Below are 26968 nucleotides of genomic sequence, written 5' to 3' on the forward strand. Positions count from 1 at the left end.
GCTTATGTAGAGATTGCTTCGTTCCTCGCAATGACGCGTGGGGATGGGTTGATATATAATATCAATAATCAATAAATTCCGTTGCATAGATTTGCATGTGCAGAGATTGCTCGTTCCTCGCAATGACGCTGTAGTGGTGGGTTTTTAGTTACTAATCATTCGTCTTCCTATACCTTAACCAATACCATCCCAAATTAAAAGCGATGATAAAATGGTTAAAAACGGTAGGCAGCAAACCATAATACCGTTTCATAATATCAAAACGTTCCTGCAAGCTTTGGCGGTGTTTGGCTTTTGACATCCCTCCTACCAAGTACTTAGCAACATATTGATTTACATTAACAATGGTCTTTGCCTTTTTAGCTGCCCGTATTATCCAGTCGATATCCGAGCTTAATTGGTATTGAGCATCGTAAGGCTCAACTAAGGCACGTTTAATATAGATAGCCTGGTGGCTCACGCTCATACCGTATTTAAAGCTGCGCCAGGTAAAATTGGCCGGTGCTTTATGCCTGCGCTGACCCAGGCTTTCGCCTTTATCATTGATCATTTCTGTTTCGCCATAATAAATATCGGCATTATCCGCGGATGCGAAAACTTGAGTTACGGTTTTAGGTGCATAAATCTCATCACCCGAGTTCATGAATAAAACGTAATCGCCGGTTGCCAAAGCCAGCCCCTTGTTCATGGCATCGTATATGCCTTTATCCGGCTCGCTGATGAGTTTGGCGATGCGATCTTTATACTTTTCTATTACCTGTACAGTGCCGTCAGTAGAAGCACCATCTATAACTATATATTCAATGTGCGGGTAAGTTTGGTTGAGCACCGACAACAAAGTACGTTCAATATGGCTTACATTATTGTAAACCACGGTGATTACAGAAAGTACGGGGGCGACCTGTTTCATTTGATCGATTGGTAAAGGTCCATGTACTGTTTAGCTACCTTCTCATTGGTGTAATTATCCAGCACTTTTTGACGGGCACTGGTTGCTAATGCTTTTGCATCAAGATTATGCAATACTTCATACAACCCTTTTGCCATATCTGCTGCTGATTTAAACCCGGCCAGATAACCGTTTTGCAAATGGTCAACCATCTCAGGTATTCCACCTGTATCAAATGCTACCACCGGCGTACCACAAGCCAGCGACTCCATAATGGTATTAGGTAAATTATCTTCCAGCGATGGCGTTACAAACAGGTCGGCCATACTATATATCTCTGCCAGTTCCTCTGCCGAGGTAATGATGCTTAACTCATGCACTTTAAACGGTAACTGGGTTACATCGAAGTGTTTGTTTTTGCCAAATACTACTACCTCAATATTATTGGTATCGGGGTATTCAGCTTTTAATATATTTAACGCCTCTACCAGATAGGTTATGCCTTTGCGCCTGTCGTTGATATTGGCTGCGCCAAACAATATTACTTTGGCAGCTGGGTCAATGTTTCTTTTTTTCCGCGCAGCGGATATATCCTTTGGCGAGAAAATATCAATATCAATGGGGTTAGGGATAGATTCGATGCGAAAATTTTTGATGAGCGAACTTTGCTTAGCCACCCCTGCCAGCCAATTACTGCAGGTTACAAAAGTTATATTAGGTGAGTTAGCATATAGGGCCGCTTTACGCAGCCAGCCGGTATGCGATATATCGTTTTCATCCGGGTGCCTTAAAAACGGGCAGTTACCGCATTCCCGCATAAAATGATCGCAAGTGTCGGAGTAGTGGCAGCCCCCGGTGAAGGTCCACATATCATGCAGGGTCCAAACTATGGGTTTGCCGGTTTTTATCAATTCGGCCAAATCACTTATGGATAGAAAGCCGGAGTTTGTCCAGTGCAGGTGCAAAATATCTGCCTGCTTTACCCAGGGCTCATTTACAATACTGGTACCCGCATTAGCAGTTGAAAAAGCAAACCTTACCGACTTATCCCTCTCCTGAAAGGCTATGAACGGGATACGCTCCAGTAAAAAGTTAGCTTTGGCTTTTAAACGGGTGATCAAATCGGTTACTAAACCTTTAACGTTATTATCACCTGTTTTTTTATACTGAACCAATAACTGCGCATCGGCCTTTTGCGATACCAGCGCTTTTAACAGGCGCAGGCAGGCTGCGGGGGCTCCCCCGCCGGCATCAGCAGTATTGATGAGCGTAATTTTCATTACCACAAGTATAAATAATAAAATGTAGAAAGGTGACGGACAGAAGCACTACTGTCTGCCATACTTAGCGCGTATTTTCACCAGATAGCGTATGCCGCGCTGCCATAGGCTACCTTTGCGGTGCTTAAAGAAATACTTAATTGCTTCATAGCCGGCAGGGTGCTCTTCAATCATACCCGGGAAATTGGTTATAGGTTTTTGAGCTATCCTAACGGTGTACATATCCTCAATATTGGAGTGTATACCCGTACCATCGTGCCCTATATTATTTATTAATGATTGCGATGGATTTAAACTTAACCCATTATTTAAAAACACAGACAAATACCAGCGTATGGCCCATGAATTATTTTTGCCCGCTTTAAACTCGCGCACCTGGCGCCAAAAATTCATGGTGTGGTCAATGGTAAAGCGGCGTTTTTTTTCTGCATCAAACTGGGCCGTTAATTTTTCAATATCAGGTTCAAAATGGTTCCAGGCCCTGGCCCAGGTGGCCCATCCCCAACTGCTTATGGCCCGAAAGAAGAATGTTTCGGGCAGGTTGTTAGCTTTAAGGTTGTACATATAGGCACTAATATGCATTACCTTTTCTTCATCCGCGTAGCGGGAAAGCGCCTCGTTAAAATATTGCAGGGTATAGGGTGATGATAGCAGGTCATCCTCAAAAACAATAGTATTGCCGTATTCATTCACCAGCTGCGTAACCCCGCTGATGATAGATTTGGCCAGCCCCATATTCTCGGTCCGCTCAATTACTTTAACCGATTTAAAACCTGTAGTTTCCTTAACCAGCTTGCGCACCTCGTTTACTTTTGCTATATCCGCCTCGGTTTTTGCAGCGTCTGAGAAAATAAATAACCGTGACTCATCAGCCAGTACATTTCTTTGCAAAGAGGTTATAGTACGGCGGGTATGGTCGGGCCGGTTATATACAAATAGGGCTATGGGGGCCAATTTTTGCATTAATTTTTCTTTAACACATAAAATACACTCTGCGGTGCAATACGTTCCAATTTTTTGGTGGCGTGATAGTGTAAATTGCCTATAAATAGTTTTGATAACCATTTGTCAAATTGCACATACGCTTTATTTTTAAAAATGGCACGTTTAGATATTTTGTTCCATATGCGTTGTAAAAACGGTGTCATACAAAAGCAGGGGGCCTCGTTTATTACTTCTAATTTCAGATCGCTAAATATCTTTCTAAAAATTTGCAACGGTATGCCCCGCTCGTGCCTTGTAAGCCCCTTGCGCGGCTTTTCCCAGTCGCCCATGGAGATGATAGGCTCGCGCAGTAAAATGTAGCCACCGGGCTTGGTTACCCTATGCAGCTCGCTAATGATATAACTTACGTTTGGTGTATGATGCAATGTACCAAAACAAGTAATGAGGTCGAAAAAATTATCCTCAAACTCCAGTTTACCTGATACAGTTGGTTTTACGTAGTGTGGTATAATGTCGCCTATTTTATCCGACCGTAAATTATCAGAAGGTTCAATAATGTATATGTTTTTAAGTTGGGGCAATATCGGGTAAAATTCATGGCCCCATGCCGCGCCTACTCCTAAAGTATTTTCAAACCTTTTGCTTTTTAAATAGCTAAAACCATGCAGGGTATTTAAGGCATCGTAACCGTAAACGTACTCTCCCGCATCCTTACTGCCCAGGTCGGCATAGGCTTCGGTTTCCTCATCGTACCATTTTTGTATCTGGTCGATGTCAAAATCATCCCCATATAAAACCTCACCCGACTTGTATTTATCTTCCATAAAAAATTAAAACGCGAAAGTTAAAAGTAGTATTACTTATCCTTAAATATAATTTTATTGATGGTATAATTTACATCGTCTGATACTTTTAAAAGATAGGCTAATATGCCATAAATGATCAGTACCAATATAGAGCGGATAATCATATCTACCCAAATATTTGCAATATCAGTAAAAATACCCAACTTAATTACCGGCATAAACAACCCGGCTGCCAGGGCAACTATACTTATCAATAATATTAACACATGCGCCTTGTTAAAAGGCTGCAACCCAAATTTAACCTTAACATATAACCATGATAAAAAATTGATAGTAAACATGGCAATTAAATACGCTATGGCGGCACCCATCATACCCATTATGGGTATCAATATCCAGTTGGCCAATGCACATACACCAACCGTACCAACAATAAAATAAGTAGTATACCTGTAATATTTTGACAGGTTAATAATATGGCCATTTAACCCCCCGGTTATATCGGTAAGGAATGCAATACCAACTATGATAAATACATTAAAGTAACCACCATACTCCGGTTTATGCAGCAACACTATAATAAACTGCTTGTTCACTATCAGGCCTATAAATAACAGGCAGCCTATCAGCATTTGCACTACTGATGTTTTACGATATATCTTATCAATTTTAGGCAGGTCATTATCTACCCAGGCTTGTGATATGATCTGTACAGATGTACGGCCAAGCGCCCTTGCCGGTAAACTAATAACTATAGCTATGGCAAAAAAAGTGCTGTAAATACCTATTACACCCAACTCTTTGGTCATGGTGCTTAACATGATAGTATCCAGGCTTTGTAGCAAAACAAATGAGGTAGCGCTTAAAAGCGTAAAAAAGCCATACTTAACAATTTCTTTTCTTTGGTTTTTAACTTGTGGCGAAACAGGGGCAATTTTAAACTGCTTGCTTTTATATATACTATAAAATAAAACCAGCACCATTACGATGTTGGCAAACACATATATATTTAAAAAATCATGATAGTTTATAAGTGATGCAGCTATCAGCAAAACACTAATGGTAGTAAATACACGCAATAACACCTCGCGCAAAAAAGAAGACAAAATGTTTTTAAATATGGTAATGGCCATACTTTCCATAACCGTAAACACCATGGTTAACCCGGCTAAAGGTGCCATGTAATAAAAATATCTGACCAATAAAGCCGAACCCGGATCTTCTTTATAATAGGTAATAATTTGATCTTTAAATACAAAAAAGAGTATTGTAAATATTAGAAAATTAATAGTGCACCAAATAATAATGAACGATACAAAGCCGCCATGCTTTTTATCGTCAGTGCGGTAATGGGGAAAGTATTTTAAGATAATGTTATTAATACCTATAGATGCTATTTGCGCGTACAATAGCGCAACAGCGTTCATCAAAGAAAAAAAACCAATTTCTTCAATAGTTAAATTGCGCTGAAAAAGGATGATGAGGTTAAAAAAACCAAGCGCAGTACCTGCATATAGCACAATGCTATTGTAAAACCCTTGCCTTTTTATCAGATCCATGTATGCTTAATATTTAATACCAATGCGCCCCGTATAATCAATACGGTTGAGTAATAACTTTAACTTATTGTCGGCAATGTACTCGTCAACCGCTTTTCGCGCGCCTTCCCAATGGCCATAATCATCAATAATAATAACGCCACCCGGTACCAGCAAAGGGTACAGGTGCTTTAACTCATGCGCGGTAGATTCATACCAGTCGGTATCTAATCTTAACAAAGCTATTTTTTGGGGGATGGTTTGCGGTATGGTATCCTCTACCTTGCCTTTTACGTAATGCACCTTAGCTGCAGGATAGTTTAAACTACCCACATTTTTTTGCACTTCGTCAATAGCCGAGTAGCACCAAACCGAAGTGGGGTCTTCTTTAGCGGTAGTATTCATCAATTCGTCTGCAGCGGTACCGGTAAATACTTTATCATGTTCAGTAGGTTCAGACATCCCTTCATACGTATCATACAAATATATTTCGCGGTCCGTTTTCCCGGCTTTTAATAATGTATCAATTGCTGCCATGGTACTGCCACCGCGCCATACGCCACACTCTACAAAATCGCCTTCAATATTATTCGCCGCCAGGTACTTCACCGCATTGCATAAGGACGCAATACGTTCGGGTGTGGTCATGGTATATGGTTTTACCCTACGGTAAGTATCTACCACATCCTTATCAAAATCAGCAGGCAAGCCATCAACTACTAAACGCTCGTCGGGTTTTACTATATCATATCCAAAATTGTTTACCAGCTTACGTATTGTTTGTCTTAACATTTTAATTTTTATTTATTGCTTGTTGCAGCAAATTAGTTATTGTTTTTATCCGGTCCCTAATATCGTAATTCGCACGAATATGGGCCGCTTCTTTTATCCCTATTTCTGATGCCAGTTGCGCATCTTCAGCCAATTTTATCATGTAGTTAGCCATAGCTGTAATATCGTGTTCCGGTACTAAATAACCCGTCTCTCCATTTACAACAGCTTCCTTTATACCTGCATGTTGTGTACTCACTATGGCCAGGCCGGATGAACCCGCTTCCAATATGGTTACCGGCGTGCCTTCCATATCACCATTTTTAGCGGTAACGGAGTGCTGAACAAATACACGCGACTGTTGCATTAACGCTTTGATCTCATCTGATTTTAATACACCTGTAAGTGTTATAGCATCATTCAGTCCTAACTCTGCAATTAAGTTTTTGGTAACGGCAAATAACGGCCCTTGTCCTACCATCCACAACCTGGCATCTGCAAATTTTTCTTTCACCAATTTAAACGCACGCACTACAGACTGGGGGGACTTTTTCTCGACAAATCTCCCTACTGATAAAAAATTTCTATTTGATCGGGATATATCTATCAGGGGAAATTTATCAATATCCACACCGCATGACGCTACATGTATTTTATCAGCGGGGGCGCCTAATCTTATTAATTCGGTTGCCATATCTTTTGATACTGCTATAAAAGCACTGGCGTAGCTAAACGCCTGCTTGTACCACGGCAAATATTTGGCTACAGTTGCCCGGTGATGTACATCAAAACCATGATAATGGATAACCAACGGCACATTGGCCAACCGGCAAGCCCGGGTAACCATAGCCCCAACCGTACCGTACTCGGCAAAAACCACATCAATTTGCTGATATTTTAAATAATCAACTAATGCGTTGGTGCGTACACCTATATCCTGTTTTTTAAATATTCTTTTTTGGATGAGGTAGCTTAACAACCCTGGTTTTGACTTGATCAAATACTTTCCTTCATGATCATAAACCGGGAAACTGCCACCATACAGCACCTTTTTATTACCGGGCAACCTATCAATATGTTCCTGTATAAATGTTTCCGAAAAAACATCCTTATTAGGTTTAATAATGCAAAGGTTAAAGGGTTCCATTACCGTCTATTCAATCGGTTTTTGTGCCAGCACAATATATAAAGAAGCATCCCTGTCGCGCTGTGGCTGCGAGTTCCATTTATCAAACAACAATATCAGTAATTGCATTACAAAGGCAACAGGCGGCTTCAAAAACATAGGCAATTTATTGCAAATAGCATCCTGAAATAACTGTATGCCGCTTGCCGCCAGACCCATTATGCCATGAAATTTAGTGATTTTAAATCCTTCGGCTTCTACTGTTTTACGCAGGCCGGCGCTGGTCCAACGCCAGTAATCATTTGGGGTGGGATGATAAAACCAATAGCCGTGTGTAGTTAATATAATGGTACCGCCCGGTTTTAATATACGCAGGGCCTCTTTTAAATAACCCGATGGCGTATCTACGTGTTCCAACACCTGGTTGGATAATATGATATCCGCATAATTATCGGGCAGGGTGGTTTTGCTGTCAAAATCGATATGATGCTCGGCTTTGGGGTTCATCTCCAGATCAACGCCCAGGTATTTACCCACCATGGGTTCAATAACCGATCGGTAAGGCATATCGCCGCAGCCAAAATCAACCAGCAATAAATTTTTATCAGTAGCAGTTAACTGTTTAATATGTTTTATAGTGGCATCCCTTAATTGTGTAAGGTGCACATAGCGGGTGTGAAATATGGTGGGGTTTAGCCGGTCATTACCATTCATGGGGCTAATTTAATTTTTTTTATTGGTGATATGATATAGTTGATGGAGAAACATCGCTTACGATCCGCGAGTGACTCACCCGGTCATCGCTAGGCTCGACCACCCTCTCTATGCTAGAGAGGGAACTTATAATGGGTGTTTTATTAGTTCTTGCTTTATTTCTTTTAATACCATTTGCGTATTTTTCAATATCTCATCATTACTAAATCTTAAAACAGTAAGCCCCAAAGCACTCAATACTGTGTCACGGTTTCTATCAAAATCCTTTTTTAAAATTATGAATTGGACCATCAGCTTCAATAACTAATTTAGCTTCACTGCAATAAAAATCAGGTATGTAATAATAGTTTCTGCCTAAAGTAATTTGTGCACAAATAGGAAATTGCCGGTAAAACTTATATCCTCCAAAGCTTCTGTTTCTTAAATGATACCACAATGCTTTTTCGGCAGGTGTTTCAAGTTGCCGAAGTTTACGGCATAGTTCGGTTATAGTCGGCATGTCGAAAGATAATAAAAAATCCCCTCTCTAGAATAGAGAGGGTGACAAGCGAAGTCCCGATAGCTATCGGGATCGGGTGAGTTAAATATTGTTGCATAAAAAAAGCGCCCTGATAGTTCAGGACGCTTTATATCTTAAAATTTCAGCTAATTACGACTGGAATTTTTTAGCGTTAATTTTACGCTCATTCTCGTTCAAATATATTTTACGCATACGGATACTTTGTGGGGTTACCTCAATGTATTCATCAGCCTGTATATACTCCATTGATTCTTCTAACGAGAATTTGATAGCAGGCGCTATACGTACGTTGGTATCGCTACCTGATGCACGCATGTTGGTTAACTGCTTGCCTTTGGTTAAGTTAATAACCAAGTCGTTATCGCGTATGTGTTCGCCTAAAACCTGTCCTTCATAAATATCAACTCCCGGATCAACATGGAAACGACCACGATCCTGTAATTTATCAATAGCAAAAGCAGTAGTTTTACCGGTATCCATTGATACCAATACACCGTTTGAACGGCCCGGGATAGTACCTTTCCAAGGCTCATAAGCTTTAAAGCGGTGTGCCATAATAGCCTCGCCACCGGTAGCAGTTAATACGTTGTTACGTAAACCTATGATACCACGTGCAGGTATTTCAAACTCTAAATGTTGTAAATCGCCTTTAGGCTCCATTATTAACAGGTCGCCTTTACGTTGCGTTACCAATTCAATTACTTTACCTGCAACATCTCCGGGTACGTCAACCGTTAAAACCTCAACCGGCTCGCATTTAACACCGTCAATTTCTTTAACAATAACCTGCGGCTGGCCTACTTGTAACTCATAACCTTCGCGGCGCATGGTTTCAATTAATACGGATAAGTGAAGGATACCACGACCATACACTAAATATGAATCGGGCGATTCAGTTTCAATAACTTTCAACGCCAGGTTTTTCTCCATCTCTTTGTACAAACGGTCACGTAAGTGGCGCGATGTTACAAATTTACCCTCTTTACCAAAAAATGGTGAAGTGTTAATGGTGAACAACATATTCATGGTAGGCTCATCAATATGGATAACTTCCAATTGCTCCGGTTTTTCAAAATCAGCAATAGTATCGCCAATATCAAAACCATCAATACCTACTACGGCACAAATATCACCCGCGCTAACTTCGGTAGTTTTAACTTTACCTAAGCCTTCAAAAGTGTATAGTTCTTTTATTCTTGTTTTTTGGATAGTACCATCGCGTTTTACCAATGATACCGGCATGTTTTCTTTAATAACACCACGTGCCACACGGCCAATAGCAATACGACCCACGAAAGAAGAATAATCTAACGAAGTGATCTGCATTTGTAATGTACCTTCGCTAATTGGCGGCGGTTGTATGTTTGCCAATATCGCATCCATCAACGGGAAAATATCAGTAGTTGGCTGCTTGTAATCGGTGCTCATCCAACCTTGTTTTGATGAACCATATATTACCGGGAAATCCAATTGATCTTCGGTAGCATCTAAGTTGAAAAACAACTCAAATATTTGCTCATAAACCTCTTCGGGGCGGCAGTTTTCTTTATCAACTTTATTTACAACTACAATTGGTTTTAAGCCTAAAGCCAAAGCCTTTTGAGTTACAAAACGAGTTTGAGGCATAGCACCTTCAAACGCATCGCAAAGTAAAAGTACACCATCAGCCATTTTTAATACACGCTCAACCTCGCCACCAAAATCGGCGTGACCAGGGGTATCAATAATGTTGATCTTAACATCTTTATACATTACCGAAACGTTTTTTGAAACAATGGTAATACCACGCTCACGTTCCAGGTCATTATTATCTAATATCAATTCACCGGTCTGCTCGTTATCTCTGAATATAGAGCAACTGTGTAAAATCTTATCAACCAACGTAGTCTTGCCGTGGTCAACGTGTGCGATGATCGCAATGTTTCTTATTTTTTGCATGAAATGCCTCTAAAATTTGGCGCAAAGGTAAGGTTAAATAATGGCATTTTAAAGCATTCGCAGCTTTTTAATATGGGCTTAACAACCGTAACTGTCTCATATAAAAGTAAATTTAATAGTGATAATACTGTAAGCCCCGCCAATTCGTTTAAATTTGTATGATGAATATTCAAACAGTTATAGTAGCCCTGCTTTTTGCAGCCGCCATATTTTATGTGGGCCGTATGCTTTACAAAAGCCTGTTTGTAAAAAAAGGCTGTGGAAGTAACTGTAAATGCGGTGTTGATTTTTCGGCTATCGATGCTGACAGATCAGGTAAACAGTAAAGAATATTTAAATTTTTTCTATCAAACAAACCGCGTAGGCTACAACACCTTCTTCGCGGCCAATAAAGCCCAGTTTTTCGTTGGTAGTAGCTTTTATGGAGATGTCGTCTTCGTCAATACCGGCGGCTTTGGCTATATGTATTTTCATGGCAGGAATATGCGGATTGATCTTAGGGGCTTCCAGGCAAACCATAGCGTCGATATTGCCAATTCCCCAACCTTTTTCTTTTAATAACTCCACCACGTGCTGCAATAAAACCAGGCTGCTAATACCTTTCCAACGGTCGTCGGTATTTGAAAAATGAAAACCTATATCGCGCAGATTAGCTGCACCAAGTAAGGCATCGCATATAGCATGTAACAATACGTCGGCATCAGAATGTCCAAACGCGCCCGAGTGGTGCGCAAGGTCAACTCCCCCTAAAACAAACGGATGCTGTTCTTTTAACTGGTGAACATCAAACCCAAAACCTACCCGTATTTTTCCCATTATTGCGCCTTGGTACTACCAAAATTCATTGCTAACGAAAATCTTAATGTATTGGCCAGCGGGCTGTTTTTTTGCTGGGCAGCCAAATAAGCAAAATCAAAGTTGTAGAACAAATATCTTAAGCCTATCCCCATCGTAAAATATTGGCGATTGCCTTTATTAGGGCTCTCATGAAAATACCCTGCACGTAGTGCCAAAGTTTTATTGTAGTTATATTCTACTCCAGGTGAGTAACTAATTTCCTGCATCTCCTCCTTAAATCCACCCGGCGCATCAGTAAATGACCCGAAAATACCACCGGGAACTGAACGGTTATCGTCTTTACCGGCTACTATAGCACCGTTATTATCGCGTATTGGCGGGGTTGGTACCAATAATTTATTAATATCTAATGCTAATGTTATCTCATTCAACTCGTCCAATTTCCAGGTGTTGGCGGCACCAATTTTAAAATTGGTAGGCAAAAAGTATTGAGGGCCATTATCAATATAACTTAACTTAGTACCTATGTTTGAAATATTGGCACCAATGGTAAACACCACCGGCACGCCAAATTGGTAACCTCTATCATTTTTATAATATGCCGATACGTCGGCCGCTAAACCATTGGCTGCTTTAGCCTGCTGGCTTGAGCCGGTTGAAAAAGCCAGGTTTGATAGGTCGGACCGTATATATCGCATGGTTAAACCCAATGAAAAATCGTTACTAAATTTTCGCGCAAACGAAACATCCAACGCAAACTCGCTTGGTTTATAAGTACCCTGGTCAACCTGGTTAGCATCAATTAATTGTATGGCCCCCAGGTTAAAGTATCGCATAGATGCCCCAATTGAATTACGCTCATTAATGCGGTGTGCAAAGCTCAGGTAAGATAAATTCATGTCCGGAACAAAATTGCGTAGCCATGGGCTGTATGATACCGAAACCGCGTTATCATCTTCTAAAAAAGCCAATTTTGACGGGTTCCAGAAATTTGAATTAGCATCCGGGCTTATCGCTACACCGGCATCGCCCATACCACCAGAGCGTGAGTCGGGTGTTATATTTAAAAAAGGCACGGCAGTACCTATAGCGTTTACAGAACTACCGTTTGCATTTACCTGGGCAAACACATATACGGGAGCAGCCAAAAAGATAAATATCAGTGTGGTTTTAAAACCTAAAAACTTCATAGTTTTGTTGTTATGACCGGATAAATATAGGGTAAAAGTAAAACTCAAATACTACCATAACGGTGTTTTACTTTAAAAAATATGTTTTTTGTAACTACAAGCAATGTTTTTTCGTTTAACACTTTAAGCAAATTGCTCACTATACAAACAATAAACATTAGTGTTTGATAAATTTTATTAAATTTACCCCTAATAATTTTTAATTGTAAAAATATGAAATTACTTTTTACTAATACTGCTTTAGCACTATTAAGTGTTGCAACGCTATTAAGCAGCTGTAGTAAACGTGAAACTTCACAAAAAACCGGCATTCCGTATAATGATAAAAACAACGGCGGTTATGTGAAATTCAGGCAAACCCATCCTGCACCGGGCCCGGGCCTTGTGGCTATTGAGGGTGGTACATTTGTATTAGGTGGCAGTGCCGATCAGGATGTTACCTATGAGTACAATAATGTGCGTACACGTAAAACCATCCCATCATTTTATATGGATGAAACAGAGGTTTCAAACCAGGATTGGATAGATTACCTGCATTGGATAAGCATGACTTTCCCCGAGGACCGGGAATTATACTATAATGCCTTACCTGATACCTTAGTATGGCGCAGGCCCTTATCATACAACGAGCCTTATGTAGATAATTATCTTCGCCACCCAGCTTTTCAGGATTACCCGGTTGTGGGTGTTACCTGGGACCAGGCACAAGAGTATTGCGCATGGCGTACAGACAGGGTTAACGAATACATTTTGCAGCAAAAAGGCATTTTAGCTACCTCTAAAGACAAGGCTAAAACCCCTGCCGGTACAGTTACGCCTGCAGGTAATGCTACCTCAACTGATCCATTTAATACTGATTTGTATTTAAACGGCCAACAACGCGGCCCGGGTATTGATGGTAAAAAAATGATCAAGGATATTAATACCACTGCCGCCGCAAACGGAACAACAGGTAATACCAAACCGGTTAGGCCCGCGCGTATGGAAGATGGTATACTTAAACCTGCTTACCGCCTGCCTTCAGAAGCGGAGTGGGAATATGCTGCTTTAGCTTTGGCCGGCAATACCCAATTTGAAAATATTAATGATGGTAAAGTTTACCCGTGGAACGGCTTAGGCGTTCGTTCGGCTAAAAAGAAAACACGTGGCTTAATAATGGCCAACTTTAAACGTGGCATGGGTGATAACGCGGGTGTAGGCGGTTATTTAAATGACAAGGCTGATATTACTGCGCCCGTAAGAGCTTACCAACCTAATGATTTTGGCTTGTATAATATGGCCGGAAACGTTAACGAATGGGTGCAGGATACTTACCGTCAGACTTCATCAGAAGAGACGGATGATTTTAACCCGTTCCGTGGTAATGAATTTACTAATAAAAAATTGGCGGATGCTTCAAAAGGACAATACGCAAAAGATAAATATGGCCGCCCTATTAAGGAACCGGCTAAAGCCAATAAAAAAATGACCTATGCTGAGTTGATTGCTTCGCAGGAGCAACAACAAGCCGCTCAAGCGGCAGCAGCCCAGGCTGCAGCAAACACAAGTGCCCTGGCAGGCAAACCTTACACTCCTGACATGAGAGGATTTGGCGATACCGTTAATACCTCATTATATGGTGTAACTACTTTGGTGAGCGATAAATCAAAAGTGTATAAAGGAGGTTCATGGAATGATATGGCTTACTGGTTAAACCCGGCTACCCGCCGCTTTATGAACCAGGATGATGCCAGTGCCGAAGTTGGTTTCCGTTGCGCGATGACCTTGGTTGGCGCACCTGAAATATCGCCGGCAGGCAAACCTCACTTTAGTGTTAAAAAGGCTAAAAATTAAGATCACTAAACATCATAAAAAATGCCCCGATAAAATTTTATCGGGGCATTTTTTATTTAGGAATTATTAAAAATCAATTTCCTTAATTCTTAAATAACGTGAGAGAGGGGTAGCCCTTACAGGGCATAACAAATTATTTTAACTATATGCTACAAATAGGTAGACCCTAACGGGTCATATCAGTTTTATACTAATTTCTTATATCGAACCCACGTTAACTATCAATTATTGCGTTAATGCGTATTGAACCAGGTTAGCACCCATTCTTAAAGCTTTTAAGCGCGTTTCTGGCGTATCGCCGGCATAAGTGCCCAAATCTTCCCATCCGTTACCTAAATCGCACTCATAGCTATAAAAACACACCAACTTGCCCTTATATATTAAGCCAAATCCCTGCGGGCGTTTATCATCATGCTCATGTATTTTAGGCAGGCCTGTAGGGAAGTTAAACTTTTGCTTATATATCGGGAAATTAGTTGGTAATTCTACAAACTCCAACTCTGGGAATACCTTTTTCATTTGCGGGCGGATAAATTTATCCAGGCCATAGTTATCGTCAATATGTAAAAAACCGCCGCCTGTTAAATATTTACGCAGGTTGCGTACTTCCTGGTCAGAGAATACAACATTACCGTGCCCTGTCATAAATACAAAAGGATAGTTAAATAATTCCGCGCTTCCAACCTCTACTATCTCATCCTCGGGCTGGAAATTGGTTTTTAAATTCTCATTACAAAACTTGATCAGGTTAGGCAATGCTGTCCTGTCTCCATACCAGTCGCCGCCACCGGCATATTTAAGCTTGGCCATTTTATAGGTGGGGTTAATATTAAAACTGCTAAAAGTTAGCAGCCCCATTATTAAAACTGTGCAGATGGATAACTTCATTTTTTTATCGGTTTAAAAAATTCACTTCAAAGCAGGCTTCAAGGGCGGCCGTTTCTGTTCGTAAACGGCTATCACCTAAAGTTATTGCTTTATATCCATTTTGCAAAGCTGTATCAATTTCATTACGTGTAAAATCGCCTTCGGGACCTATTAATATTAAATACCGGCCCTGTTTTTCAAGCGCGGCACTTAAATCAACTTTATCGGTATCCTCACAATGGGCAATAAATTTTTGCCCGTCAAATGGGGCGGACAATAACTCGTTTAAAGTTTTAGGTTCGTTTAAAACAGGATGGTAGGCTTTTAATGACTGCTTAATAGCGGCCGTAATAATTTTATTTAAACGTTCGGCTTTGGCCTCTTTGCGTTCTGATCGCTGACAAATGATCAATGATATTTCATCAATTCCTATCTCGGTAGCTTTTTCTAAAAACCACTCGATACGCTCAATATTCTTGGTAGGCGCAATGGCTATATGCAGGTAATGGTTACGTTTACCGTATCCGGTAGTGATATTTTTTATTTGCAGGATAGTTCTTTTGGGATGCGCGTCGCTAATCTCGGCAGTATATAATCCGCCTCGTCCGTCAATTAGTTGCACTATTGACCCTGCCTCTAACCGTAAAACTCTTATGGCGTGTTTACTTTCTTCTTCCGTTAAAAAGAATTGGGGGTGTGCGGGATCAATATTTGGTGTATAAAAAAGATGCATCACGAAGCGGGTTAACGCAGATCTACCGTATCCTCATCGTTTATCAATAATTCCAGCTTTACTGATTCTATATTTTGGTCGGATTTTTTTAGTACAGTGATGTTATACCCGTTGGACTCCTTTTGTTCGCCCACATCGGGTATTTTACCAAAAATATGGCCCAACCACCCGGATACGGTATCAAAGTCGCCATCTTCGGGCAGGTCATGTGGCAAATGGCCGTTAACATCATATATAGGTGCTAAGGCATTTACAATAAACTCTCGTTCGTTTACAACCTCAACAATTGGCTTTTCCTCATCATACTCATCCTGTATCTCTCCTACCAGTTCCTCTACAATATCCTCCAGTGTAACCATTCCCGCGGTGCCGCCAAACTCGTCAGACACAATAGCTATTTGTATACGCTTTTGCTGTAACTCGGCCATCAGATCATTAATTTTTTTGGTTTCGGGGATAAAGTATGGTTTGCGGATAATATCCTTTAAAACTATCTCTTCGCCACGCGCCAGTAAAGGCAAAATATCTTTTGCGTGTACAATACCTACAATTTTATCAATTACATCATCAAATACCGGCATGCGTGAGTACCCTTCGGTTATTAGTATCTCTAACAACACCTCTCTGGGGGTATCTACTTCTATACCTGATATCTTAGTGCGCGGCACCATAATATTTTTTACTACACGCTCGTTGAAATCAAACACGTTTTGTATCAACTCATGTTCGTTTGAATCCAATGCCCCGGTTTCTTTACCCTGCTCCAATAAATATTGTAGTTCTTCCGAGCTATGGTGCGCCTCGCCGCCTTCTAATGTTTTAATACCAAAAAGGCCTAAAATAAAGTTAGCAAAGCCGTTTAACACCCAGATAAGCGGCTTAAAAAAGATAAAGAAGAACCGTAGCGGAACCGAAACCGCCAAAGTGGTGGGTACCGATTTTTGTATGGCTAATGACTTTGGAGCCAACTCACCAAAAACTATATGCAGTATAGTAATAACAGCAAAAGAAATGATATGACTGGCTGTAATAAAACCGGCGCTAAGCTCTATTCCGGCTCCTAAAAAAGCACGTACAACTATATTGGTAACTACTTTCTCACCTACAACACCCAGCGCCAGTGACGCAATAGTTATCCCTAACTGCGTTGCCGCTAAATAGCCATCTAAATTATGTAAAATACCACGGGCCACCTTAGCCACCGCGCTGCCTGTTTTGGCCCTGAGTTCAATTTGCGAGCCCCTTACCCTTACCATGGCAAACTCTGCCGCCACAAAAAAACCGTTTAGCAATACCAAAAATATGGTAGCAATTATAGATAATGCGTTTATATCGTAACTCTCGGGGTCCATTAACTATTTATTGGTACACTAATGGAAACTCTGTTTTATACAGTTCCAGAGCTTCGTTTATCACTTTATGCGCATAGCGCTTACCTAAAAGATGTTCAATAGTAACATTTTTATCTTCCAGCTTTTTATAATCTTTAAAAAATCTTACAATCTCTGTCATTGCATGTGGTGGTAGTTCGTTAAGATCATTAATATAGTTTACAGACATATCATTTTTAGCAACCGCTATAATTTTATCGTCCTGTTCGCCATTGTCAACCATATGCATTACGCCTATAACTTTTGCTTCAATTATCGACATCGGGAAAACATCAATAGAACAAAGCACTAATATATCCAAAGGATCTTTATCATCACAATAAGTTTTTGGAATAAAGCCGTAGTTGGCGGGATACATTACCGACGAAAATAATACGCGGTCTAATTTTAACAAGCCCGAATCTTTATCAATTTCATACTTCGCCTTTGAGCCTTTAGGTATCTCAATTATCGCGTTCACTGTTTCGGGAATATTATCACCCGGTGAAACCTGGTGCCATGGGTGTTGTGTACTCATTTATATTTATTAGTGTTTTATTCTTTTTCTTCAGCCTTAGCATTTCGCTTCCTTAAAAAAGCAATAAGTAGCGGAATTGTTGTAATTATTATTAATCCAAGCACTATATATTCAAGGTAATCTTTTAATTGGGGGTATCTTCTACCTAAAAAGTAGCCTCCCAAAATAAATGTACACACCCAGGTAATGCTACCTACAAAATTATATATAGTAAATTTTTTAAAGTCAACCTTAACAACCCCTGCAAAGATAGGGGCAAAAGTTCTGATTATTGGGAAAAATCTCCCTAAAACTAAGGCCATCCCACCATACTTAGCGTAAAACTCTTCGGCTAATATAATATACCGCTTTTTAAAGAACAATGAATCGTCTCGGCTAAACAGTACCGGCCCCGTTCGGTACCCAAACCAATAACCCGTATAATTACCCAAAATACCTGCCGCCATTACTGAAAAAAGCAAGGTAGGTAATGATACATCTATCATACCGGATGAGCATAACAGACCCGCCAAAAACAACAAATAATCGCCAGGCAAAAAAAATCCGAAAAACAGGCCGGTTTCAGCAAAAACAACAATAAGCAAAAGGTAAAACCCTCCTTTGCTTAAAATGGATTGAGCGTCCGTTAAATTTTGCAGGTGTTCCCAAAAACTTTCCATTCACTATATCCGTAAAGCTACAAAATATAAAATCAATTAAGCAGCTATATACTTTATATTAAATAAGGTTAGCTATAAGTGATGGGCAAACCCCTATAACAATAGTGGCTATGGCCGAAAAGCCTAAAACAAAAGTATAATAGGCAGGCACTACAACCTCGGCACGATCAGCAGTGCGGAAATACATGGCTATAATAACTCTAAAATAGTAGAATATGCTAATAATTGCGTTTACAACAGCTATAATAACCAGCCATACCTGGTACTGTGATAGCGCACTATTAAACATATAAAACTTGCCTATAAAACCGGCAGTAAGTGGTATACCGGCTAATGACAACATAGCTACTGTTAATACAACTGCCAGAAAAGGGTTTTTAGCAGCCAGGCCGTTAAAGCTTTCAAAATTTTCGCTGCCTGTTTGCTGTTTTACCAATATTAAAGAGCCAAAGGCAATTATTGAGGCAATGGAATATGCGGCAGTATACATAAATACCGCGTTGGCTGATGCTACACCTAAGGCGATGATGGCAAATAATAAATAACCGGCGTGTGATATACTGGAAAATGCCAGCATACGTTTAAAGCTTTGCTGGTATAACGCAGTAACATTACCAATTACCAGGGTAATTATAGCTATAACCACCAATACCGGCACCCAAAATTCAGATAGTGGTGCAAAGCTGGCCATAAACAAACGCAAAAATGCTGCAAAACCTGCAGTTTTTGCCACAGTTGACATGAAGGTAGTAATAAGCGTTGGTGAACCTTCGTAAACATCCGGAGTCCAGAAATGGAATGGGGCAGCACCTACTTTAAAGCAAAGTCCCACAACCATTAACATGATACCTGTATAAAATAAAGGATCAATACTGCGTGAATTGGTGATCACATAATCGCGTATGGCTTCTAAACCAAATGAGCCTGATGAACCATATATTAAGGTAATACCAAATAATAAGAAACCGGTTGAGAAAGCACCCATTAAAAAGTACTTTAAAGCGGCTTCGTTTGATGCAAAATCATTCTTTTTAATACCCGCCAGGATGTATGAACTTACTGACATGATCTCGATACCGATAAACAACATGGTTAAGTTATTATACGAAACCATTACAATTATACCCGCAAGGGCAAATAATATCAAAGCATAATACTCGGCAACGTGGCTGCTTATTCTTTCAAAATATCCTTTAGATAATAATAAGATCAATATGGTTGACAGAATAGTTAGTACCGAAAACGCGATAGAGAAATTATCAAATAATAACATACCACTATATATGGGCTGCGCACCGTCGTTCCACTGCACTACAGCTAAAACTAATGCTGCAACAAGGCCAACTACCGTTACCGGCAGCAACGCGTTTTTAGCCTTATATAAACCCATGTACAAAAGCACTAAGGGTAATACAGATATGAGTATAATGGTATTCATGATATATTATTTATTCTAAAAAATCTAAATTTTAAAAACTTAAATTATAATATGATTATTTAGGCTGAGGCATCGGTGGAGCTAAAGACTTTACTGCCTCCGCTTTTGCATGCACAACCTGCATTAAACTGTTAACCGAAGCCTCTGATATATGTAATAAAGGCTGCGGATACACCCCAATGCCTATTATTAAAACGCAAATGATAATTAAAACTACTTTCTCTGAACCATGTATATCAGTAAAAGTAGCGGTGAGTTCATTGGTTGGGCCCTGCATTACGTTTTTGTACATACGCAACATATAAACAGCACCAAAAATGATGGTTAATCCGGCAACGGCTGCAAATGCTATGCTGGCATTAAAAATTCCGTTTAGTAACAGGAACTCCCCTATAAAGCCATTAGTTAACGGTAATGCTACGGTACCTAATACAATAATTAAAAACGCGGTTGCAAACTGTGGTGCTAATTTGGCTATACCACCAAGTTGGGTAATATCCCGGGTGTTTAAACGACGGCTTATAATATCCCATATGAAAAACATACCTACTACGTTAATACCATGGCTCACCATTTGTATCATGGCACCTTGTAACCCACGACCATTCCAGGCAAAAATACCTGCTGCAATAAGCCCAACGTGAGCAATTGATGAATAAGCCACCAAACGCTTACCATCTGTTTGCTTAAAAGCGATAATTGAGGCATAAACAATGCCTATTGTAGCCAACAAAAGGCTTAAGTACCTCCACTCAATAAACCCAACCGGAGCAATTGGAATCATCCAGCGGATGGCACCATAAATACCCATCTTTAACATAATACCCGATAACATCATGGTACCTGCAGATGGTGCTTCAGTATAGGTATCGGGCTGCCATGTATGGAACGGAAATACCGGCATTTTGATGGCAAAGGCCATAAAGAACGCCAGGTACACCCATGACTGTTGCTGTGCATTTAAAGCCGTACGGTAAAATTCTATTATGCCGTAATTTTTTCCGGGAGATTGCATATATAGGTATATAATAGCTACCAACATAAATAATGAACCGGCAAACGTATATATGAAGAATTTGATATTAATCCGGATACGGTTTTCGCCGCCCCATAAAGCACATATAAAATATATAGGTATTAATGCTGCTTCCCACCCTACATAAAATAAAAACCCATCAATCGCGGAAAATACAAGCAGCATACCGGCCTGCATAAACAGTATTAATGCGTAAAAAGCACCGGCGTTTTTATATTGATGCTGATAGGTGCTTAGTATAATAAGGGGTACCAATACCGTGGTTAACAATACCATTAGCATACTTATACCGTCAATACCTGCACTAAAGAAAATTCCTAATTTAGGTAGCCATGGTATATCAACTATAAACTGAGTTGACGCGTCTGGCGTAAAATGGCTCAGGAAAAACAAAGCCATTGCCAGTTCGGCAACCGAAAAAAATAAGGCGGCGTGTTTAGCTGTTTCGTTTTTAAACAGTAAAACAGCAAGTGCCGCAATTACCGGCAATAGAAGTAATATAATAACCGTCATTATATTTTATAAATACTAATAAAACTATATATCAAAATGGCAATTATACCCACTACCATCATAAATATGTATGAGCCTACATTACCTGTTTGTAATAAGCGTAAACCTTTACTTGCCTCAACCGGGGCTTTGCCAATACTATTCACCAATCCGTCAATACCTAATTTATCGCTCACATTGTATAAAAATACCGATAAATGATCCAGTGGCTTGCGTATGATGGCATCATATAATTCATCTACATAAAACTTATTGTATGATGCTTTGGCCAATGCAGGGCGTTCTTCGTTATCTTCAACCGGTACATGCGCGCCTTTAACATATTTTGACCAGGCGTAACCCATAGCAATAAACGCTAATACTACCGATGTACCCATCAGGAACCATTCGGTGCTGTGGCTCAGTTCATGCTCGCCTAATATTTGGTGCGATTCTTCAAATACCGGCGACAAGTAAGCGCCCAATTCGTGGTGGCCGCCTAATACTGCGGGTACGCCTATCATACCTGCTATGGCAGATAGTATGGCTAATACAATTAAAGGCAAAGTCATGCTCAATGGCGACTCGTGCACATGGTGTTCCTGCTCATGAGTACCACGAAACGTACCCCAAAATGTAAGGTACATCATCCGGAACATATAGAATGATGTTAACATAGCGGTGATAACGCCTATTACATAATAAATAGGATTATGCGCGTAAGCTGCGGCTAATATTTCGTCTTTTGAAAAGAAACCCGAGAATGGAGGTATACCTGCAATAGCAATAGTACCTATCAGCATGGTAATAAAAGTAATTTTGATCTTACCTTTTAAGCCCCCCATTTTGCGCATATCCTGCTCGCCACCCATAGCGTGAATAACAGAACCTGCACCCAGGAATAATAATGCTTTAAAGAAAGCATGTGTTAATACGTGGAAGAATGACCCCGTAAACGCACCAACACCCAAACCTAAAAACATATATCCCAATTGAGATACTGTTGAATAAGCCAATACCTTTTTAATATCTGTTTGTGTTAAGGCTATCAATGCAGCAAATAGTGCTGTAGCTAAACCTATAATGGCTATTACCTCCATAGTTTGCGGTGCCATAACAAATAAAATGTTTGACCGTGCTACCATGTATATACCTGCTGTAACCATGGTTGCCGCGTGTATTAAGGCTGATACCGGGGTTGGTCCGGCCATCGCATCGGGCAACCAGGTAAATAATGGTAACTGAGCCGATTTACCAACCGCGCCTACAAATAATAAGATGGTTATTAATACAAATGGAACATCCTTCGCGGTCTTAGTCGCTTCAAATACATCAGCATAATTAATGCTGCCGAAATAGGAGGATATCAGGAATATAGCGATCAGGAAACCCAGATCACCAATACGGTTCATGATAAATGCTTTTTTGGCAGCATTGGCATAATCGGGGTTAGTGTACCAGAAGCCGATCAATAAGTATGAACATAAACCTACACCCTCCCAACCAATAAACATGATCAGGTAGTTTGAGCCCATTACCAATAGCAGCATGAAGAATACAAACAGGTTTAAATAAGCGAAGAACTTACCAAAGCCTGCATCATCATGCATATACCCGGTTGAGTATAAATGGATCAAAAAGCCTACACCTGTTATAATTAACAGCATGATAGAGCTTAACTGATCTACCAAAAAAGCAAAAGAAACTTTTAAAGCACCAACCTGAAACCATTCAAACACAGTAACATTTATGGATGTACCTGATGATTTGATCTGGAAAAAAGTAAGAATACTTAAAACAAATGAAGCCAAAATAAGCGAACTGCCAATAAAGCCAATTACACCTTTTGATAAAGTATTGCGGCCAAGGCCATTAATAATAAAACCGGCTAACGGTAGTAGTGGAATAAGCCAGATGTATTTGTCCATATATGCCCCCTCTAAATCTCCCCCGGTAGGGGAGACTTAAATTGTTTTAATTTTTATTTTAATATATAATTCTATAAGCCTCTCAAAAGCCCTCCCTTCCGGGGAGGGTTGGGTGGGGCCTACCACTTCAACCTGTTCAATACTTTAATATCTATCGAGTTGGTATTGCGATAGATCATTACTATAATAGCCAGCCCAACTGCAACTTCGGCGGCGGCTAATGCCATAATAAAAAACACAAATACCTGCCCGGATGCATCACCTCTATATACAGAGAAGGCGGTCAACAATAGATTAACGGCGTTCAGCATCAATTCTACCGACATAAATATCACGATAGCGTTGCGGCGTATTAATACCCCGATAACACCTATGGTGAATATAATTGCGCTTAATAATATATAATGATTAAGCGGGACAGCATGTATAGCAGTAGTTAAATTTTCCATTATGCAGTAGGCTTAGGGTCTTTAGTAGCCAATAATACAGCACCCACCATGGCTGATAGCAGCAGGATAGATGATATTTCAAACGGCAATAAATATTCGTTAAATAACACTTTACCTAAATTTTTAACCAGGCCCAGGTTAGGATCTTTCAACACTACCGGTTGTGATATGCCCAGCGCTTTTAATGACGCTACAATAGTTACCAAAAAGCAACCACCGCCTATTACACCGGCAATTTTTATCCAGCCAGATTTTACCGGTTCATTCTCTTTATTCAGGTTCATGAGCATTAGTGTGTATAAAAACAACACCAGTATGGCGCCCATATAAACTATAAAATTTACTATCGCCAAAAACTGGGCGTTCAATAAAATATAGTGTATAGTGAAGGTAAAAAATGTAAGTACCAGATATAGAATACTGTGCACCGGATTTTTTGCAGAGATTACCAGTATTGCGAAGAATATGGATAAAAACGCGATGAAGTAAAATGTATTCATGTTTATTTATTAAAACACTTTGCCCACCAAAAAATGGGTTGGGCAAAGGTATAAAACTTCTTTATTGATTTAACGGAGCCTCAACTAATTTGTCCTTACCGTATATAAAATCTTTACGCAGGTAATCTGCAGGTACAATATCACCATCTAAATAAATAGCTTCTTTAGGGCAAGCCTCTTCGCACAAGCCGCAAAAAATACAGCGCAGCATATTTATTTCATACACGGCAGCATACTTTTCTTCGCGATACAAATGCTCTTCACCCGGCTGACGCTCTCCGGCAGTCATGGTAATTGCTTCTGCAGGGCATGATAACGCACATAAACCACAGGCTGTGCAACGCTCTTTACCATTTTCATCGCGCTTAAGCGAGTGCATACCACGGAAATTTTCAGAAAATTCACGTTTTTCTTCGGGGTAACTAATGGTTACCGGCTTTTTAAAAAAGTGCCTTATAGTAATAGCCAAACCGTTTATAATAGCCGGAAGGTAAGCACGCTCTAAAAAATTTAGCGGCTTTGATTCAATTACTTTTCTTTTATTACTTAACGGTTCCATCTTATCTGTTTAATAAAGTAATAACAATACCGGTTACCACAATGTTAGCTATTGCCAACGGGATCAATACTTTCCAGCCCAGATCCATTAACTGGTCATAACGAAAACGCGGGATCGTCCAGCGCACCCACATGAAGAAGAAAATGAATAAAAATACTTTCACGAACATTAACACAACACCTAATATCACAGCACCGTTTGTACCAATATGGGCAGCCATCCAATCCATAAACGGATAATTATAAGCGCCCCAATACAGGGTAACCATTACTGCCGATGAAATGAACATATTAATATATTCGGCAAACAGGTAAAAACCTAATTTCATGGATGAGTATTCGGTATGATAACCACCTACCAGCTCGGTTTCGCATTCAGGTAAGTCAAACGGTGTGCGGTTAGTTTCTGCAAATGCACATATTAAAAACAATATAAAGCCAACCGGCTGGTATAAAACGTTCCAATGCCAGCCGTGTTGTTGCTCGGCTATTTCGCGCAGGCTTAAACTGCCTGTTAAAAGTAGTAACGCGATGATGGATAAACCCATCGAAATTTCATAGCTTATGTTTTGCGATGCAGCACGTATAGCGCCTAATAACGAGTATTTGTTGTTAGATGCCCATCCGCCAATCATCACACCATACACACCTAATGATACTACACCGAATATGTATAATATACCTACGTTAATATCTGTAACCTGTAAATCAATTACGGTGCTGCCAATGGTTAATTGCTGTCCCCATGGTATAACGGCCGAGCCTATACAAGCCGTTAGTATAGCCAATGACGGCCCAACTATAAATAAAAACGGACTGGCATTAGTAGGGATGATCTCTTCTTTCAAAAACATCTTGCCACCATCGGCCAGTGGTTGTAAAATACCCCACGGGCCTGCACGGTTAGGACCTATCCTATCCTGGAAGAAAGCAGCTATTTTACGTTCTGCATAAGTAGAATACATGGCCACCACCAGGCTGATAGCGAAAATAATTACTATCAGTACAAACTTTATTAATATATCTGCCAACTCCATTATAAGCGTGTTTCTCTTTCTAGTTGTATTTTGTTAGCTTCCTGCAATACCGGGTTAGTTTTAACTACCGGCAACGGCGTAAAATCATAATGATTAGAGCTGATAACTGATTGATTGGATACTTTACGCGGCCCATCAATTACCCAATCGCTGGTTTTCTTTTTATCAAAACGGCAGGTGTTACAAATAAAATCTTCTACCTCGCCATATACATCTTTACGTGCGGTTACCCTTAATACATCATCGCCTTTGTACCATAAGGTTACCTTACCGCTGCATTTTTCGTGATCGCAATCGCGGTGTGCCTCTACAGGTTTGGTAAACCAAACACGGTTTTTAAAACGGAAAGTTTTATCAGTTAAGGCACCTACCGGGCAAACATCAATTACGTTTCCTGAAAAATCATTATCAACCGCTGCATGTATGTAGGTTGATATTTCAGAGTGATCGCCCCTGTTTAATATACCATGTATACGATGATCTGTTATCTGGTCGGCAACAAATACGCAACGGTAGCATAAAATACAACGCGTCATGTGCAATTGTATCTTATCACCAATGTCTATACGGTTAAATGTACGACGGTCAAATTCATAACGTGTATTGGCCACACCGTGCTCATAGCTTAAGTCTTGTAAATGGCACTCACCTGCCTGGTCACATACCGGGCAATCTAAGGGGTGGTTGATCAACAACATTTCCACTACACCCTTACGTGCTTCCAAAACCTCGGGCGAGGTAATGTTTTGCACTTCCATACCATCCATTGCTGTTGTACGGCAAGATGCTACCAGTTTAGGCATTGGGCGAGGGTCTTTTTCAGAACCTTTGGTCACCTTTACCAAACAAGTACGGCACTTACCGCCACTGCCTTCCAGTTTAGAATAATAGCACATAGCAGGCGGAACGATATCGCCACCTATAACCCTTGCGGCGTTAAGGATGGATGTTCCATCTGGTACTTCTACTGATATTCCGTCTATTGTAACTTTCATTGTTAAGTTAAAATTAAAAA

The 26968-nt window shown here is 40.2% G+C and carries 28 protein-coding genes; 2 read left to right on the forward strand and 26 right to left on the reverse strand.

The annotated features are described in order from the left end of the window. Nucleotides 1-151: 151 nt before the first annotated feature. The 11 genes from ACYVJ6_RS13060 to typA form a co-directional block, all read right to left on the reverse strand. The gene (locus ACYVJ6_RS13060) at nucleotides 152-910 is read right to left on the reverse strand and encodes a glycosyltransferase family 2 protein (protein ID WP_460694513.1); all 759 of its coding nucleotides are present in this window, start codon (nucleotides 908-910) and stop codon (nucleotides 152-154) included. Then, nucleotides 907-2169, reverse strand: a complete 1263-nt coding sequence (locus ACYVJ6_RS13065) for a glycosyltransferase family 4 protein (RefSeq protein WP_460694514.1) — start codon at nucleotides 2167-2169, stop codon at nucleotides 907-909. The genes ACYVJ6_RS13060 and ACYVJ6_RS13065 overlap by 4 nt, the downstream gene beginning before the upstream one ends. A 48-nt stretch (nucleotides 2170-2217) precedes the next feature. Next, on the reverse strand, nucleotides 2218-3132 hold the full coding sequence (locus ACYVJ6_RS13070; protein WP_460694515.1) for a glycosyltransferase: 915 nt from the start codon (nucleotides 3130-3132) through the stop codon (nucleotides 2218-2220). Next, a complete protein-coding gene (locus ACYVJ6_RS13075; RefSeq protein WP_460694516.1) occupies nucleotides 3132-3938 on the reverse strand; it encodes a class I SAM-dependent methyltransferase in 807 nt (268 codons plus the stop codon). Before ACYVJ6_RS13075 ends, ACYVJ6_RS13070 begins: the two co-directional genes overlap by 1 nt. A gap of 32 nt (nucleotides 3939-3970) precedes the next feature. Continuing rightward, a complete protein-coding gene (locus ACYVJ6_RS13080) occupies nucleotides 3971-5479 on the reverse strand; it encodes a lipopolysaccharide biosynthesis protein (protein WP_460694517.1) in 1509 nt (502 codons plus the stop codon). 6 nt (nucleotides 5480-5485) lie between these two features. Further along, complete coding sequence (locus ACYVJ6_RS13085) at nucleotides 5486-6250, reverse strand: TylF/MycF/NovP-related O-methyltransferase (RefSeq protein WP_460694518.1); 765 nt, start codon at nucleotides 6248-6250, stop codon at nucleotides 5486-5488. A 1-nt stretch (nucleotide 6251) separates the two neighbouring features. Beyond that, entirely contained in the window at nucleotides 6252-7376 is a 1125-nt protein-coding gene (locus ACYVJ6_RS13090) for a glycosyltransferase (protein ID WP_460694519.1), read from the reverse strand. Between the two features lie 6 nt (nucleotides 7377-7382). After that, nucleotides 7383-8069, reverse strand: a complete 687-nt coding sequence (locus ACYVJ6_RS13095; RefSeq protein ID WP_460694520.1) for a class I SAM-dependent methyltransferase — start codon at nucleotides 8067-8069, stop codon at nucleotides 7383-7385. A gap of 126 nt (nucleotides 8070-8195) precedes the next feature. Then, the gene (locus ACYVJ6_RS13100; RefSeq protein ID WP_460694521.1) at nucleotides 8196-8360 is read right to left on the reverse strand and encodes a DUF559 domain-containing protein; all 165 of its coding nucleotides are present in this window, start codon (nucleotides 8358-8360) and stop codon (nucleotides 8196-8198) included. Beyond that, nucleotides 8326-8568, reverse strand: coding sequence for an endonuclease domain-containing protein (locus tag ACYVJ6_RS13105; protein ID WP_460694522.1), 243 nt, complete (start codon nucleotides 8566-8568; stop codon nucleotides 8326-8328). The genes ACYVJ6_RS13100 and ACYVJ6_RS13105 overlap by 35 nt, the downstream gene beginning before the upstream one ends. A gap of 150 nt (nucleotides 8569-8718) precedes the next feature. Beyond that, a complete protein-coding gene (gene typA / locus ACYVJ6_RS13110; protein ID WP_460694523.1) occupies nucleotides 8719-10527 on the reverse strand; it encodes a translational GTPase TypA in 1809 nt (602 codons plus the stop codon). A 158-nt stretch (nucleotides 10528-10685) separates the two neighbouring features. Here typA and ACYVJ6_RS13115 point away from each other — a divergent pair, with 158 nt between their 5' ends. Then, complete coding sequence (locus ACYVJ6_RS13115) at nucleotides 10686-10853, forward strand: FeoB-associated Cys-rich membrane protein (protein WP_460694524.1); 168 nt, start codon at nucleotides 10686-10688, stop codon at nucleotides 10851-10853. Nucleotides 10854-10860: 7 nt separating this feature from the next. Here the strand turns inward: ACYVJ6_RS13115 and ispF are convergent, their stop codons facing one another. Together ispF and porV are read right to left on the reverse strand one after the other, a co-directional pair. Further along, on the reverse strand, nucleotides 10861-11343 hold the full coding sequence (gene ispF / locus ACYVJ6_RS13120; protein WP_460694525.1) for a 2-C-methyl-D-erythritol 2,4-cyclodiphosphate synthase: 483 nt from the start codon (nucleotides 11341-11343) through the stop codon (nucleotides 10861-10863). Next, nucleotides 11343-12515, reverse strand: coding sequence for a type IX secretion system outer membrane channel protein PorV (gene porV / locus ACYVJ6_RS13125; RefSeq protein ID WP_460694526.1), 1173 nt, complete (start codon nucleotides 12513-12515; stop codon nucleotides 11343-11345). Before porV ends, ispF begins: the two co-directional genes overlap by 1 nt. A gap of 213 nt (nucleotides 12516-12728) precedes the next feature. Between porV and ACYVJ6_RS13130 the strand changes: the two genes are divergently transcribed. Beyond that, complete coding sequence (locus ACYVJ6_RS13130) at nucleotides 12729-14348, forward strand: SUMF1/EgtB/PvdO family nonheme iron enzyme (RefSeq protein ID WP_460694527.1); 1620 nt, start codon at nucleotides 12729-12731, stop codon at nucleotides 14346-14348. A 225-nt stretch (nucleotides 14349-14573) separates the two neighbouring features. Here ACYVJ6_RS13130 and ACYVJ6_RS13135 read toward each other — a convergent pair whose 3' ends face one another. From ACYVJ6_RS13135 to ACYVJ6_RS13195, 13 genes are all read right to left on the reverse strand, one after another. After that, entirely contained in the window at nucleotides 14574-15206 is a 633-nt protein-coding gene (locus ACYVJ6_RS13135; protein WP_460694633.1) for a DUF4159 domain-containing protein, read from the reverse strand. Between the two features lie 34 nt (nucleotides 15207-15240). Beyond that, complete coding sequence (locus tag ACYVJ6_RS13140) at nucleotides 15241-15948, reverse strand: 16S rRNA (uracil(1498)-N(3))-methyltransferase (protein WP_460694634.1); 708 nt, start codon at nucleotides 15946-15948, stop codon at nucleotides 15241-15243. Nucleotides 15949-15959: 11 nt separating this feature from the next. Further along, nucleotides 15960-17300 (reverse strand): hemolysin family protein, encoded by a 1341-nt coding sequence (locus tag ACYVJ6_RS13145; RefSeq protein WP_460694528.1) that lies wholly within the window; start codon nucleotides 17298-17300, stop codon nucleotides 15960-15962. A gap of 7 nt (nucleotides 17301-17307) precedes the next feature. After that, nucleotides 17308-17856 carry an inorganic diphosphatase gene (locus ACYVJ6_RS13150; protein ID WP_460694529.1) on the reverse strand — a complete coding sequence of 183 codons (549 nt, stop codon included), beginning with the start codon at nucleotides 17854-17856 and terminating at the stop codon, nucleotides 17308-17310. A 17-nt stretch (nucleotides 17857-17873) separates the two neighbouring features. Next, nucleotides 17874-18515, reverse strand: a complete 642-nt coding sequence (locus tag ACYVJ6_RS13155) for a DedA family protein (protein WP_460694530.1) — start codon at nucleotides 18513-18515, stop codon at nucleotides 17874-17876. A gap of 58 nt (nucleotides 18516-18573) precedes the next feature. Beyond that, the gene (locus ACYVJ6_RS13160; protein ID WP_460694531.1) at nucleotides 18574-19953 is read right to left on the reverse strand and encodes an NADH-quinone oxidoreductase subunit N; all 1380 of its coding nucleotides are present in this window, start codon (nucleotides 19951-19953) and stop codon (nucleotides 18574-18576) included. A gap of 55 nt (nucleotides 19954-20008) precedes the next feature. Continuing rightward, on the reverse strand, nucleotides 20009-21502 hold the full coding sequence (locus ACYVJ6_RS13165) for a complex I subunit 4 family protein (protein WP_460694532.1): 1494 nt from the start codon (nucleotides 21500-21502) through the stop codon (nucleotides 20009-20011). Beyond that, nucleotides 21502-23409, reverse strand: a complete 1908-nt coding sequence (gene nuoL, locus ACYVJ6_RS13170; RefSeq protein ID WP_460694533.1) for an NADH-quinone oxidoreductase subunit L — start codon at nucleotides 23407-23409, stop codon at nucleotides 21502-21504. The genes ACYVJ6_RS13165 and nuoL overlap by 1 nt, the downstream gene beginning before the upstream one ends. 119 nt (nucleotides 23410-23528) lie before the next feature. Further along, complete coding sequence (nuoK, locus tag ACYVJ6_RS13175) at nucleotides 23529-23858, reverse strand: NADH-quinone oxidoreductase subunit NuoK (protein ID WP_460694534.1); 330 nt, start codon at nucleotides 23856-23858, stop codon at nucleotides 23529-23531. Continuing rightward, the gene (locus ACYVJ6_RS13180) at nucleotides 23858-24358 is read right to left on the reverse strand and encodes an NADH-quinone oxidoreductase subunit J family protein (RefSeq protein ID WP_460694535.1); all 501 of its coding nucleotides are present in this window, start codon (nucleotides 24356-24358) and stop codon (nucleotides 23858-23860) included. Before ACYVJ6_RS13180 ends, nuoK begins: the two co-directional genes overlap by 1 nt. 61 nt (nucleotides 24359-24419) lie before the next feature. Continuing rightward, nucleotides 24420-24917, reverse strand: a complete 498-nt coding sequence (locus ACYVJ6_RS13185) for a NuoI/complex I 23 kDa subunit family protein (protein WP_460694536.1) — start codon at nucleotides 24915-24917, stop codon at nucleotides 24420-24422. Nucleotide 24918: 1 nt separating this feature from the next. After that, the gene (gene nuoH / locus ACYVJ6_RS13190; protein ID WP_460694537.1) at nucleotides 24919-25953 is read right to left on the reverse strand and encodes an NADH-quinone oxidoreductase subunit NuoH; all 1035 of its coding nucleotides are present in this window, start codon (nucleotides 25951-25953) and stop codon (nucleotides 24919-24921) included. Continuing rightward, nucleotides 25953-26948: an NADH-quinone oxidoreductase subunit G gene (locus tag ACYVJ6_RS13195; protein ID WP_460694538.1), complete on the reverse strand. Its 996-nt coding sequence runs from the start codon at nucleotides 26946-26948 to the stop codon at nucleotides 25953-25955. Before ACYVJ6_RS13195 ends, nuoH begins: the two co-directional genes overlap by 1 nt. Nucleotides 26949-26968 lie beyond the last annotated feature (20 nt).

The organism is Mucilaginibacter puniceus (genome assembly GCF_054783175.1).